Source organism: Streptomyces altiplanensis, from assembly GCF_053591575.1.
In genome coordinates, this window is sequence record NZ_JBSFUB010000004.1 from 131,662 (window position 1) to 145,003 (window position 13,342).

The following is a 13,342-nucleotide window of genomic DNA, read 5'->3' on the forward strand; positions in this document are numbered from 1 at the left end:
CCGCCAGCGCCGTCCACAGCTGGGGAGTTCTCCGTTTCAGCTTCACTGCCTACTCCGCCTTCCTGGCCAGGTCCCCGGCGGCCGGTGTCGGCCCGCCGCCCTTGTACGTCACGCGCCACAGCGCCGACTTGGAGTCCGAGGTGAAGAAACCGCGCCCGTAGTCGAGGACGTAGAGCGAGCCGTCCGGCGCGAACTTCCAGTCCATGAGGTTGCGGATGCCGTTCGCGCCCACCGGGACGATCTTCTTGAGGGACTCGGCGTGCGTGGGCAGCCCGCCGTTGCCGACGGTCTTCGGGTCGGTCAGCACCGCGTGGCGGGGCTGGTCGCCGTCGTAGAAGTCACCGACGAACCACTTGCCGTCCCAGTACGCGGGCCACTTGTCCTTGCTGTCATTCGCCTCGTCGTAGCGGTAGACCGGGCCGTTCATGGTCGCCTGGCCGCCGCCCTTGAGCCACGGCAGCAGCAGCTTCTGCTCCTCCTGCTTGTAGCTGGGCACGCCGTTCGCGTCGCGCGGGTAGTCCACGCCGCCGCCCTGCGGCGAGTACCAGATGGTGTTGGGCGTGACGGGCGGCAGGTTCACCAGGCCGTCGTTGTGGGGCGACTCGTTCTTCGGCGCGTCGCAGTCGTACCAGCCGAGCGGCTTGCTCGGATCGGGCAGATTGCGGTCGCGGTAGGGCTGGTTGTTGCCCATGCAGTACGGCCAGCCGTGGTTGCCCGGCTTGGTGATCGCCGCGAACGTGTCGTACTTCGCCGGACCCCAGGTGGTGCTCGGCGCCCCCGCGTCGGGGCCGACCCAGCCGGCGTACAGGGTGTCGGTCTTCGGGTCGACGGCGATGCGGGCCGGGTTGCGCACACCCATCACGTAGATCTCGCCGCGCGTCTTGCCGCCGCCCTCGTCCGGCTCCTCTCCGGTGAAGAGGTTGCCTTCGGGCAGGGTGTACGTACCGTCGTCCTCGGGGTGGATCCGCAGGATCTTGCCATTGAGGTTGTTGGTGTTGCCCGCGGTGCGGCGGGCGTCCGCGAAGGACACGCCCTTGAAGTTCGGCTCCGGGTTGTTGCCGGAGTAACCGCCGCTGAATCCGGACGAGTTGTTGTCGCCCGTCGCGATGTACAGGTTCTGCTCGGAGTCCCAGGCCATGCCGCCGCCCGCGTGACAGCAGCTGTGGATCTGGACCGGCCACGTGAGCAGGACCTTCTCGGAGGCGAGGTCCAGCTTGTTGGTGGCGAGGTCGAGGGTGAAGCGGGAGACGCGGCGCTCGGCCATGTGCGTGTCCCGGTTGATCTTCGAGTGGGGCGTGTAGTGCAGGTACACCCACCCGTTGGTGAGGAAGTCCGGGTCGGTCTCGACGCCGAGGAGGCCCTCCTCGTTCTTGACCAGCTCGTCGCCGCCGCCCTTGTTGCCGAAGACCGTCAGCGCGCCCGCGAGCGTCACCTTCTTCGTCTTCGGGTCGTAGACGTGGATCTGGCCCTGGCCCTTGCCGATGTCCGGGTTGTTCCAGTCGGTGATCACGGGCGCGTTGCCGTCGCCGCCGCCCCGGCCGATGTAGATGACCCGGCCGTCCTGCGCGGTCACCAGGCCGTGCGGTTCGCCGATCTGGTCGGACTGGCCCGGCTGGTTGGGCGCGGTGATCCGCTCGGCCTTGTAGTGGGCGTCGATGCTCGCCTTGCAGTCGGCGCGCGCGATGCGCGTCGTCCACTGGAGGGCGCCCCGCAGGTGGTCGCGGAAGTCCGTCTCCTGGAAGGAGTCGGCCGTGCCGCCCATGCCGGTGTAGAAGGACCGGCCGCCGTCGTAGTCGCGGCACCAGGAGACCGGGTGGTCCCAGCCGTTGGCGCTCGCTCCCGGCGTGTACGTCGCTTCCCGTACCCGCGCCACGGTGTGCACGTCACCGGACGGGTTCTCCGTCCAGTTGAGCCACTTGTCGGGCCGCTTCCACTGGAGCGGCAGGTTCTTGGTGGCCGGGTGCCGCCGGTCGCCGACCTCCACGGTCGCGCGCTGTACGTTCGTGGGTCCGCCCGCGGCGGGCCGGGCGCCGATCAGGCCGCCGAACCAGTCGGAGTACGGCTCGGTGCGCGCCGCGTCGTGGATGCCGAGGAAGCCGCCGCCGGCCTCCATGTACGCCTCCAGGCCCGCCTCCTGCTCCGGGTCCAGCACATCGCCGCCACCGGTCAGGAAGACGACGGCGTTGAACCTGCCGAGCCTTGCCGTGGTGAAGACGGAGGCGTCGTCCGTGGCCTCCACGCGGAAACGCTGCGCGGCGGGGCCGGACTGCCCGATCTTCTCGATGGCCTCGATGCCGGCGTTGACGGTCGGCGACTCGTCGGCGCCCGCCGAGCCGTGGAAGACGAGTACGCGGACGTTCGCGCCGCCGGGCGGAGACGGCAGCGCGGGGAGGGACAACGTTGTCGTGGGCGGAGGTTCTGGGTACGGCCGGGCGGAGGCCGCGGCGCCGCCGAGCAGGCCGGATGCGACAACTCCGGCCGTCAGGGCGGCTGCCAGTCCGCGTCGGCGTCTTGACCGGTGATGTGGTGTGCGATGCATGTCTTCACCCATCCCTCAGTGGTCACAGGAACAGCCGATGAAGCTAGACCTCTTTTCGCCACACGCCAAGAGGTATGACCGGAATACCGCGAACTTTGTCCTTGGTGTGGATGAACTCGGTCGTCCCCGCTACGGTGTGGCCGTCAATCTCCGTACCGAGTGGGGAGTTGGGCATGGACAGGCGTAGCTTCAACCGACGGCTCCTGGCGGGCGGGGCGGTCGCGGCGACCGGGGCGACATCGTTGTCACTCGCGGCGGAGTCCGCGCCCCCCGCCGTGGCGGCTCCCTCGGCCGAGAGCCCGCCGAGGACCGCACCGGCCGGCGGCCGGATCCACCGGCTGAAGATGTACGCCGAGAAACTGCCCGACGGGCAGCTGGGCTACGGCTTCGAGAAGGGCAAGGCGTCGGTGCCGGGCCCGCTGATCGAGCTGATCGAGGGCGACACCGTCCACATCGAGTTCGAGAACACCCTGGACGTGCCGGTCAGCCTCCATGTGCACGGCGTGGACTACGAGATCGGGAGCGACGGCACCAAGCTCAGCAAGAGCCACGTCGAACCCGGCGGGACCCGGACGTACACCTGGCGCACCCACGTCCCCGGCCGGCGCAAGGACGGCACCTGGCGGTCCGGCAGCGCGGGTTACTGGCACTACCACGACCACGTGGTGGGCACGGACCACGGCACGGGCGGCATCCGCAAGGGCCTCTACGGCGGCGTGATCGTGCGCCGCAAGGGCGACATCCTCCCGGACAAGACCTTCACCATCGTCTTCAACGACATGACCATCAACAACAGGCCGGGACACCAGAGCCCCGATTTCGAGGCCACGGTGGGCGATCGCGTGGAGATCGTCATGATCACGCACGGCGAGTTCTACCACACGTTCCACATCCACGGTCATCGCTGGGCCGACAACAGGACCGGCATGCTGACCGGCCCCGACGACCCCAGCCGCATCGTCGACAACAAGATCACGGGCCCGGCCGACTCCTTCGGCTTCCAGATCATCGCGGGCGAACACGTCGGCGCGGGCGCCTGGATGTACCACTGCCACGTCCAGAGCCACTCCGACATGGGGATGGCCGGGCTCTTCCTGGTGGCCAAGGCCGACGGCACGATCCCCGGGTACGAGCCGCACCATCCGGCGGAGCACGCCCACTAGCGCCGGCGGGCGGACCGCGTTGACGGGACGTTCAGCGGATGTTGATTCTTCCGGGGCAGGATGTGCCGCATGCCGATCAACACCACTGAACGTGAACTCTCCTGGCAGGAGACAGCGCTGTGCGCCCAGGCCGGGCCCGAGTTCTTCTTCCCGGCCCCCGGCAGCTCCACCCGCGAGGCAAAGCAGCTCTGCGGCGCCTGCGAAGGGCGGGTGGCCTGCCTGGAGTACGCCCTCTCGAACGACGAACGGTTCGGAGTCTGGGGCGGACTCTCCGAGAAGGAGAGGCTCCGCCTCAGGCGCGGGGCACGCTGACGCGCCGCTTCCGCACGCCCTCTGGCACGGGTGACCCCCACCCGCCATGCTGAGGTCCGCACCATCGGCGAACCGCCCGGGGAGACGTGTTGAGCAGCAGGCAGGCAGCGGCCGAGTACGACTACGTCATCGTGGGAGCGGGTTCGGCGGGCTGTGTGCTCGCCGCCCGGCTGTCGGAGGACCCGACGGTGCGGGTCGCGCTCGTCGAGTCGGGCGGCCGGGACCGCAAGGCCGAGATACGGATCCCCGCGGCCTTCCCCAAACTCTTCAAGACGCCGTACGACTGGAACTTCAGCACCGCCGAGCAGCCCGGACTGGGCGGCCGCGAGCTGTACTGGCCGCGCGGTCACACACTGGGCGGCTGTTCCTCGGTCAACGCGATGATGTGGGTGCGCGGTCACCGCGACGACTACGACGCCTGGGGCGAGGCGGCGGGCCCCGAGTGGTCGTACGACGCGATCGTGCCGTACTTCCGGCGGGCGGAGCGGTGGACGGGCAGCACGGCGGGCCGCTCGGTGTACGGGACCCGGGGGCCGCTGTCCATCTCGCCGCCGCGCGACCCCAACCCGACCACGGCGGCCTTCCTGGGGGCCTGCCGCGCAGCGGGCCTGACCGAACTCCCCGAACTGAACGTCCCCGACCCCAGCGGCTTCTCCCTGACCCCGGTCAACCAGCGTGCCGGCCGCCGCTGGAGCACCGCCGACGGATACCTCAAGCCGGCGGCGCGCCGCCGGAACCTGGACGTCCTCACGGATGTCCGGGTGCGGCGGCTGTCCTTCGAGGGCACGCGCGCGACGGGGGTGGTGGCGGACGCGGGGAAGGTGCTGCGCGCCCGCCGCGAGGTGATCCTCAGCGCGGGCGCCATCGGCTCCCCGCAGCTGCTCATGCTCTCGGGCATCGGCGACCCGGACCACCTGCGCGAGACCGGCATAGCCCTGCGGGCGGCCTCACCCGACGTGGGCCGCCACCTCCAGGACCATCTGTCCGCGGTGGTCACGATGCGCTGCCCGCTCCCGGTCACCCTGACCGGCGCGGACACGCTCGCCAACATCGGCCGCTTCCTCCTCGCCGGGCGCGGACCGCTCACCTCGAACGTCGGCGAGGCCGTCGCCTTCGTCCGCAGTACGCCGGAACTGGCCGCCCCGGACATCGAGTTGATCTACGCCCCGGTGCCGTTCGTCGAGCACGGCCTGACGCCGCCCACCGAGCACGGCGTCACGATCGGCGTGATCCTGCTCCAGCCCGCGAGCGAGGGCCGCATCACCCTCACCGACGACCGGGCCACCTCGGCGCCCCGCATCGATCCGTGTTACCTGACGGACGAGTCCGACCTGCGCCGCCTGGCGGCGGGCGTCCGCCGGGCCGAAGCCCTCTTCGCCGACCCCGCGTTCGCGCCGTACACGGCGGGCCCGATGGCTCCGTACCCGGGCGTCGTCGGCGACGAGGCCCTGGCCCAGGCGATCCGGGACTCCTCCGAGACGCTCTACCACCCGGTGGGCACCTGCCGCATGGGCGCCGACGACGCGTCGGTGACCGATCCGCGGCTGCGGGTCAGAGGGGTGCGGGGGCTTCGGGTGGTGGACGCCTCGGTGATGCCCCGGATCACCCGGGGAAACACACAGGCCCCCACGGTGGCGATAGCGGAGAAGGCGGCGGAGCTGATCCGTGAGGACGCGCGGGTGTAGGGCCCGCGGACGTCAGGGGCCCGGGCCCTGCCCGGACGCGGCGCGTGCGGGCAAAGTCCCGTGGCGCGGAGGCAGGCGCACCGGCCGGGCCGGTCCCCGGCGCGACCTGCTGGAACGGCCGCGCCGCCACCCGGTACAGGACGTCCGTGACGCGGCCTGTGCCGTGGTGGCGGCGTACGGCTGGTAGCCGGGGACGGTCAGGAGGCGGCGCGGGCAGCCATCCGGGCCTTGCGCGCGGCCAGCTTCTCGTCGAACTTGCTCGCTTCGGAGTCCAGCCCGTTCATGTACAGGCCGAGCTCCTCCTGCGCCTTGAGCCCCTCGGGGCCGAGCCCGTCGATCTCCAGGACCTTCAGGTAGCGCAGGACCGGCTGGAGCACGTCGTCGTGGTGGATGCGCATGTTGTAGATCTCGCCGATCGCCATCTGCGCGGCGGCCCGCTCGAAGCCCGGCATGCCGTGTCCGGGCATCCGGAAGTTCACGACGACGTCGCGCACCGACTGCATCGTCAGGTCGGGGGCGAGCTCGAAGGCCGCACCCAGCAGGTTGCGGTAGAAGACCATGTGCAGGTTCTCGTCGGTCGCGATCCGCGCCAGCATGCGGTCGCAGACGGGGTCGCCCGACTGGTGTCCGGTGTTGCGGTGCGAGACGCGCGTCGCGAGCTCCTGGAAGGCCACGTACGCCACGGAGTGCAGCATCGAGTGGCGGTTGTCGGACTCGAAGCCCTCCGACATGTGCTGCATGCGGAACGCCTCGAGCTTGTCCGGGTCGACGGCGCGCGAGGTGAGCAGGTAGTCGCGCATCACGATGCCGTGCCGGCCCTCCTCCGCGGTCCAGCGGTGCACCCAAGTGCCCCAGGCGCCGTCGCGGCCGAAGAGGGAGGCGATCTCGTGGTGGTAGCTGGGGAGGTTGTCCTCGGTCAGCAGGTTCACGACGAGCGCGATCTTGCCGATGTCGGTGACCTTCGACTGCCCGGGCTCCCAGGCCTGGCCGTCGTCGAAGATGCCGGGGAAGTTACGGCCGTCGGAGAACGGGACGTACTCGTGCGGCATCCAGTCCTTGGCGACCTTGAGATGGCGGTTCAGTTCCTTTTCCACCACCTCTTCCAGCGCGTACAGCAGCCGGGCGTCGGTCCACGCGTCCGAACTGCCGAGTTGGGGAGAGGCGATCGTCACGGGTGCTCCTGGGGACGGGGACGAGGGGAGAAATACCTACGGCTTCGTAGGTTACGTGACCGTAGGTTAAGGGGGTCGTAAGAGCTGAGCCAAGTCTTGGTTTGCAATCTCCCGTTACGGTGAGTTATGTGCACAGGTCAGGCGGGTGTACCGAGAGGCATGTCACGTCACCTCCCGGTTTCCCGCACTCCCCGGTTTCAATCAGAACCGGTTCCCGCCCCGGGCCGGCGGACGACTCGGCGGCCCCCGGCCCGGCGGGCGGCGCCCCTCAGGAGTCGCCGTCCGGCCCCGGCCCCGAATCCGGCCCCGGCTCCGGCTCCCGTCCCAGTTCCAGCCGCCGGGTGATCCCGATCGACTCCAGGAACGGCTCGTCGTGGCTCGACACGACCAGCGCCCCCTCGTACGACTCCAGAGCCTGGACCAGCCGGCGCACGCTCGCCATGTCCAGGTTGTTCGTCGGCTCGTCCAGCAGCAGCAACTGCGGCGCCGGCTCCGCCAGCAGCAGCGCCGCCAGCGTCGCCCGGAACCGCTCTCCGCCGGACAGCGTCCCCGCCCGCTGGTCCGCCCGCGCCCCCTTGAACAGGAAGCGCGCCAGCCGCGCCCTGATGGCGTTGTTGGTCGCCGAGGGCGCGAACTCCGCCACGTTCTCGGCCACCGTCAGCCCGTCGTCCAGTACGTCGAGCCGCTGGGGCAGGAAACGCAGCGGCACGTGCGCGATCGCCTCGCCCGAGACCGGCTCCAGCTCTCCGGTGACCGTGCGCAGCAGTGTCGTCTTGCCCGCACCGTTGCGCCCGGTCAGCGCGATCCGCTCGGGGCCGCGCACCTCGAACTCGCCGTCGATCCGCGCCCCGTACCGCAGGTGGAGATCGCGCAGCGTCAGCACCCTGCGCCCCGGATGCACGGTCGTGTGCGGCAGTACGACGTTGATCTCGTCGTCGTCGCGTACCGCCTCCACCGCCCCGCTCAGCCGCTCCTTCGCCTCCGCCAGCTTCTCGGTGTGCATGATGCGGTGCTTGCCCGCCGACTCCTGCGCGGCACGCTTGCGGGCGTTCATGATGATCTTCGGTTCGCGCTTGCTGTCGTACATCTTCTGCCCGTACCGCTTCCGGCGGGCCAGCTTCACCTGTGCGTCGGCCAGCTCCTTCTTCTGCCGGTGCACGTCGGCCTCGGCGACCCGCACCATGCGTTCGGCCGCCTCCTGCTCGACGGCGAGCGCCTCCTCGTACGCCGAGAAGTTCCCGCCGTACCAGCGGACTTCGCCCTCGCGCAGCTCGGCGATCTGGTCGACGCGCTCCAGCAGTTCACGGTCGTGGCTGACCACGACCATCACGCCGGACCAGGCCTCGACCGCGGTGTACAGGTGCTCGCGAGCCCGCCGGTCCAGGTTGTTCGTCGGCTCGTCGAGGAGGAGGACGGCGGGGCGGCGCAGCAGCAGCGCGGCCAGCCGCAGCAGCACCGACTCGCCGCCCGACACCTCGCCGGTGGTCCGGTCGAGGCCGATCCGGACGAGCCCGAGCTGGTCGAGGGTGGCGCGGGCGCGCTCCTCGACGTCCCAGTCGTCACCGACGGCCGTGAAGTTCTCCTCGGTCGCCTCGCCCGCCTCGATCGCGTGCAGGGCGGCGCGTGTCCCGGCGATACCGAGGGCCTCGTCCACGCGCAGCGTGGTGTCGAGGACCAGGTTCTGCGGGAGGTAACCGATCTCACCGGCCACCCGGACCTTCCCGCGGGCGGGGGTGAGCTCACCGGCCATCAGCCGCAACAGGGTTGACTTCCCTGATCCGTTGAGACCGATCAGGCCGGTCCTTCCGGGGCCGACCGCCAGCTGGAAGTCGTCGAACACGGGGCTCCCGTCCGGCCAGCCGAAGGAGAGCGCGGAACAGGTGAGATGGGCGGGGAAGGTGGACAAGAGTGCCTCCCGGTTGCTGGATAACGAGCAAGGGCAACGGGTGGAGACACCGGGGCGTGGGCGACATGCGGCCGGAAAGGAGCGAGGGATCTTCGCGCGGAACGCAGAACGCAGAACGCAGAGCTGCGGAATTGCGAAAAGGCCCGGTCTGGGAAGGGACGGCTCAAGTGCCGAGGTCGCACGCGGCACGCACAGGCAGAAGCTGCGCGGCACGGTGTCTCAGAACCTCAGACGAGCAACGTCCACTCCGATCGACGACAACAGGGCCAGAACCAAAGTACGTCATGGCTCCGGAGACGCCAACCGATTAATCCGGCTCTCTCGTCACAGCGCGTCGCGCAGCAGTTCGGCCAGGTCGTGGTCGACGTCCAGGTGCAGGTGCTCGTCGCCCGCGGGCACGACCGCGTGCGCGCGCCGGAGGAAACGGTGCAGATCGGCGGTGCGGACGTGGATCATCGCGGTGCCCTCGGCGGCGTGGAACTCCAGTACGGTCCGCCCGTAGCCGTACGGCCGCACCCGTACGTCGCCCAGGCCGGCCCGCGTGTCCACGCCCGTGGCCAGGAGATCGCGGGCGAACATCCAGGACACCTCGACACCCTCCAGGGTCGCGGGCGGCGGGAAGGTCATGCGTACGGCGAAGGGCTCCGCGCGGTCGTACCGCAAGGTCGCGGGGAGCATCTCCATCCGGGGCGCGGACGAGATCAGACGGGCCTGCACGGCTTGCTCGATCACGGGAGACAAGACCTGCCCCCTCTCACGGTTCGGTCGATGTGTCCTGTCACAGGGACAGACGTAAGAACACGCGATTCCGTGCATGCGACGGGGACGTGACCTGCGTCACCAGCGCCTCCCCGGAGTGCGGGCTGGAGACGCGCCCTGGACGGCGCCGGTGGCGTGGACTAGCTTCCACCGCCATGAGGGGTACGGGGAAGACGAGACGGACGGTGTCGGTGGGACTGTGCGGGGCGGCGCTGGCCGCCGCCCTGGCCGCCCCGGCGCAGGCGGACGTACAGACGCGGTCACCGCGGGGCGGTCCCGGCTGGCAGCTGAAGGACACCGGCGAGGACGTGCGGCTGCGGGGCCTGGCGGCGGTCAGCCGGAAGACCGCGTGGGTCGCCGGGTCCAGGGGCACGGTGCTGCGCACGGCCGACGGCGGCCGGAGCTGGCGCGACGTCTCGCCGCCGGGCGCGGGGGAGATGGAGTTCCGCGACATCGAGGCCTTCGACGGCCGGCGCGCGGTGGTGCTGGCCATCGGCGAGGGCGAGGCGTCCCGGATCTTCCGTACCGGGGACGGCGGCGCGAGCTGGACCGAGAGCTTCCGCAACACCGACCCCAAGGCGTTCTACGACTGCGTCACCTTCTTCGACAGCCGCAACGGCCTCGCGATGAGCGACCCGGTCGACGGCAAGTACCGCATCCTGTCCACCGGCGACGGCGGCATGTCGTGGAAGGTCCTGCCGAGCGCGGGCATGCCCGCGGCGCAGAGCGGCGAGGCGGGCTTCGCGGCGAGCGGCCAGTGCCTGGTCAGCTCCGGTCCGCGGGACGTATGGCTCGCCACGGGAGGCGGGGCGGCCGGCCGGGTGCTGCACTCCACGGACCGCGGCCTGACCTGGACCGCGGCCGAGACGGCGATCCCGGCGGGCGACCCGGCGCGGGGCGTCTTCGGCCTCGCCTTCCGCGACCGCGACCACGGCATCGCGGTCGGCGGCGACTACCGCGCCGGCCAGGCATCGCCGCGGGCGGCGGCGGTCACCGGCGACGGCGGCCGCAGCTGGCAGCGGTCGAAGACCCCGCCGCCGGCGTACCGCTCGGGCGTGACCTGGCTGCCGCACACCAGGTCCGGCGCACTGGCGGTCGGCCCCACGGGCACGGACCTCACGCTGGACGGTGGCCGCAACTGGCGCACGGTCGACACCGGTTCGTACGACACGGTCGACTGCGCGCCGGACTTCGGCTGCTGGGCGTCGGGCGAGAAGGGCCGCGTGGCGCGCCTGGAGTTCTGACGACCGGGAGCGGCTGCCCCCTACGCGGGCGGCTGCTCCCGGTACGGCGCGAGCCCCGGCGCCGTCTTCGTCACCACGAACTCGGTGATCCGGTACACGCAGACCCCCGCCGCCGTGAACGGGTCGGCCGCCGCGATCTTCTCGATCTGCCCCCGGTCGTCCCCGACGGCAAGGATCACCCCGCCGTCACGCGGCACCTTGCGCCCCGAGGCGACGAACACCCCCGCCTCGTACTGCGCGTCCAGCCAGGCCATGTGCGCTTCGAGCAGTTCGTCGGCGCGCTCGACGGGGGCGGTGTAGGTCAGCTCCAGTACAAACATGATCGTCAGGCTACCCGTACCCTTCTGACCACTATGAAGAGCCCGAGTTCCCCCGCCGACGAAGCCGAAGCCCGAGCGATCCAGGACGAACTGCGCGCCCGCGTGGTGCTCGACGAGCCGGGGCCGCCCCCCGGCACCGGCCTGGTGACGGGTGTCGACGTGGCGTACGACGACGCGCGTGACATCGTCGCCGCGGCGGCCGTCGTCCTCGACGCCGCGACGCTCGCCGTGGTGGAGGAGGCCACGGCGGTGGGCCGCGTCGCCTTCCCGTACGTCCCCGGTCTGCTGGCGTTCCGGGAACTGCCCACGGTGCTCGCCGCCCTCGCGTCGCTGTCGACGGACCCGGGGCTCGTGGTCTGCGACGGGTACGGGCAGGCCCACCCGCGCCGCTTCGGCCTGGCCAGCCACCTCGGCGTCGTGACGGGGCTCGCGACCGTCGGCGTCGCCAAGAACCCCTTCACCTTCACGTACGAGCAGCCGGGCCCCCACCGCGGCGCGGTGTCCCCGCTGCTGGACGGGGCGGGCGAAGAGGTCGGCCGTGCGGTGCGTACCCAGGACGGCGTGAAGCCGGTCTTCGTCTCCGTCGGCCACCGGGTGAGCCTGGACAACGCCTGCGCGCACACGCTGCGCCTGGCACCCGGCTTCCGGCTCCCGGAGTCGACCCGCAGGGCGGACGCCCTGTGCCGCCGGGCGCTGCGCGAGGCGGCCGGTGCCGGTTTCGGAACAAGCGCGTGACTGAGTACCTGTACGGATGTTTGAACCGTGGCGATGGGACAGGGTGATCGTATGAGCCCCTACCCGAATCCGAACCCGAGCCCCGAGGGGCACCCGCACCTGCACGCGCACCCGGAACACCCCACGTACCCCCGGCCTCCCCGGTCGGCCGAGTCCGTGACGCTGCACCGCGCGGGACGCCGTACGAACGTGGGCATTCTGCTCGGCGGCCTGGCCGCGCTGGGCTGGACCGGCGGGATGATCTACACCATCGCGGGCTGGGTCACCGGCCAGTGACCCCGGCCGTTTCCCGCACGTCCGCGACCCGGAACCCCAGCCCGGCCGCCGTCAGCCGCTCCAGCAGCGCGTCGCCCATCGCCACCGCCGTCGTCACCTGCCCCGACGTCGGGGGCAACTCGTCGAAGGCCAGGCACAGCACCGACTCGGCCAGCATCTTCGCCGTCTCGTCGTAGCCCGGGTCGCCGCCCGACACCTCGGTGAACACCCGGCGCCCGCCGCCCTCACCCACGAAGCGCACGGTGAACCAGCTTCTGGCCCTGCGCTCCTCGTCGGGGCCCGAGCCCGCCGCGTACCGGCTCATGAGCCACGCGCGCGCCGCCGGGAACTGGGCGAGCGCGAAGACGGCCCCCACCGCGGCCACCGAGCCGGCCGCGACCGGCAGCCACTTCACCGACGCGTAGTGCCGGTAGCGGAAGTCCGGGCCGTACCGCTCCAGCGCGGCCGCCGAACGGACCACCACCTGCGGGTCGATGGTCGCCAGCGGCAGTGCCCAGGTCCCCGTCTCGCGACTGCGCCGCGGCCCGCCGAGCGGAGCCCGCGCCCGCCGCCCCACGGGCCCCGGCTCGGACAGCCGCCGCTCCTTCGCGGTCCGGAGCGTCTGCCGCCCCCGCCCCAGTGCGGTGATCGCGGAGGCGAAGGTGCCGCCCGAGAACATCGCGCGGGAGCGGACGAATCCGTCGACGCGCAGCGGTACGCCCTCGGGCAGCTGCTTGACGGTGAAGTACACCCCGAGGTCGTGCGGGACCGAATCGAAGCCGCAGGCGTGCACGATCCGTGCCCCGCTCCTGCGGGCCCGCGCGTCGTACCGGAGGTACATCCGGTCGACGAACTCCGGCTCGCCCGTCAGGTCCGCGTAGTCCGTGCCCGCGTCCGCGCAGGCGGCGACGAGCTCCTCGCCGTACTGGATGTAGGGGCCCACCGTCGTGGCCAGGACCCGGGTGCTCGCGGCGAGTTCGCGCAGCGAGGCGGGGTCGGACGCGTCGGCGTGCAGGAGGGGGAGCGTCGCGCAGGCCGGATCGACCGCCACGAGCCGCTCGCGCAGCTTCTCCAGCTTCGCGCGGTCGCGCCCGGCGACGGCCCAGCGGCAGCCGGCGGGAGCGTGGACGGCGAGATACCGCGCGGTGAGTTCCCCGACGAAGCCCGTCGCCCCGAAGAGCACGATGTCGTACGCGCGCCCCGTACTGCCGCTGCCTGGCACTGTTTCGCTCATGGGGGCAGAGGCTAGCGG

Annotated in this window: 12 protein-coding genes; 6 read left to right on the forward strand and 6 right to left on the reverse strand. The window is 71.4% G+C overall.

The genetic code is table 11. From position 1 onward, the window contains the following. Window positions 1-49: 49 nt before the first annotated feature. On the reverse strand, window positions 50-2,539 hold the full coding sequence (locus ACWD0Y_RS03065) for a ThuA domain-containing protein (protein ID WP_450258738.1): 2,490 nt from the start codon (window positions 2,537-2,539) through the stop codon (window positions 50-52). A 173-nt stretch (window positions 2,540-2,712) separates the two neighbouring features. On the opposite strand from ACWD0Y_RS03065, the gene ACWD0Y_RS03070 reads away from it, so the two are divergent. The 3 genes from ACWD0Y_RS03070 to ACWD0Y_RS03080 all read left to right on the forward strand — a co-directional run bounded on the left by ACWD0Y_RS03070 (window position 2,713) and on the right by ACWD0Y_RS03080 (window position 5,699). Beyond that, window positions 2,713-3,702 carry a multicopper oxidase domain-containing protein gene (locus ACWD0Y_RS03070; protein ID WP_450258739.1) on the forward strand — a complete coding sequence of 330 codons (990 nt, stop codon included), beginning with the start codon at window positions 2,713-2,715 and terminating at the stop codon, window positions 3,700-3,702. Window positions 3,703-3,771: 69 nt separating this feature from the next. Then, window positions 3,772-4,014: a WhiB family transcriptional regulator gene (locus ACWD0Y_RS03075; RefSeq protein ID WP_450258740.1), complete on the forward strand. Its 243-nt coding sequence runs from the start codon at window positions 3,772-3,774 to the stop codon at window positions 4,012-4,014. An 89-nt stretch (window positions 4,015-4,103) separates the two neighbouring features. Beyond that, complete coding sequence (locus ACWD0Y_RS03080) at window positions 4,104-5,699, forward strand: GMC family oxidoreductase (RefSeq protein WP_450258741.1); 1,596 nt, start codon at window positions 4,104-4,106, stop codon at window positions 5,697-5,699. Between the two features lie 197 nt (window positions 5,700-5,896). Here the strand turns inward: ACWD0Y_RS03080 and ACWD0Y_RS03085 are convergent, their stop codons facing one another. The 3 genes from ACWD0Y_RS03085 to ACWD0Y_RS03095 all read right to left on the reverse strand — a co-directional run bounded on the left by ACWD0Y_RS03085 (window position 5,897) and on the right by ACWD0Y_RS03095 (window position 9,518). Further along, the gene (locus ACWD0Y_RS03085; protein WP_450258742.1) at window positions 5,897-6,871 is read right to left on the reverse strand and encodes an acyl-ACP desaturase; all 975 of its coding nucleotides are present in this window, start codon (window positions 6,869-6,871) and stop codon (window positions 5,897-5,899) included. A gap of 268 nt (window positions 6,872-7,139) precedes the next feature. Then, complete coding sequence (locus ACWD0Y_RS03090) at window positions 7,140-8,777, reverse strand: ABC-F family ATP-binding cassette domain-containing protein (protein ID WP_450258743.1); 1,638 nt, start codon at window positions 8,775-8,777, stop codon at window positions 7,140-7,142. A 324-nt stretch (window positions 8,778-9,101) separates the two neighbouring features. Continuing rightward, window positions 9,102-9,518 (reverse strand): SsgA family sporulation/cell division regulator, encoded by a 417-nt coding sequence (locus ACWD0Y_RS03095; protein ID WP_450258744.1) that lies wholly within the window; start codon window positions 9,516-9,518, stop codon window positions 9,102-9,104. Window positions 9,519-9,691: 173 nt separating this feature from the next. On the opposite strand from ACWD0Y_RS03095, the gene ACWD0Y_RS03100 reads away from it, so the two are divergent. Then, window positions 9,692-10,780, forward strand: a complete 1,089-nt coding sequence (locus ACWD0Y_RS03100) for a WD40/YVTN/BNR-like repeat-containing protein (RefSeq protein WP_450258745.1) — start codon at window positions 9,692-9,694, stop codon at window positions 10,778-10,780. A 20-nt stretch (window positions 10,781-10,800) separates the two neighbouring features. On the opposite strand, the gene ACWD0Y_RS03105 is transcribed toward ACWD0Y_RS03100, so the two are convergent. Further along, a complete protein-coding gene (locus ACWD0Y_RS03105) occupies window positions 10,801-11,100 on the reverse strand; it encodes a YciI family protein (protein ID WP_450258746.1) in 300 nt (99 codons plus the stop codon). Window positions 11,101-11,133: 33 nt separating this feature from the next. Between ACWD0Y_RS03105 and ACWD0Y_RS03110 the strand changes: the two genes are divergently transcribed. Beyond that, on the forward strand, window positions 11,134-11,835 hold the full coding sequence (locus ACWD0Y_RS03110; protein ID WP_450258747.1) for an endonuclease V: 702 nt from the start codon (window positions 11,134-11,136) through the stop codon (window positions 11,833-11,835). 51 nt (window positions 11,836-11,886) lie between these two features. Next, entirely contained in the window at window positions 11,887-12,111 is a 225-nt protein-coding gene (gene mmpA / locus ACWD0Y_RS03115) for a morphogenic membrane protein MmpA (RefSeq protein WP_450258748.1), read from the forward strand. Here the strand turns inward: mmpA and ACWD0Y_RS03120 are convergent. Then, window positions 12,098-13,324 carry a saccharopine dehydrogenase family protein gene (locus ACWD0Y_RS03120; protein WP_450258749.1) on the reverse strand — a complete coding sequence of 409 codons (1,227 nt, stop codon included), beginning with the start codon at window positions 13,322-13,324 and terminating at the stop codon, window positions 12,098-12,100. The two genes, mmpA and ACWD0Y_RS03120, sit on opposite strands and share 14 nt — an antisense overlap. Between the last annotated feature and the right edge of the window lie 18 nt (window positions 13,325-13,342).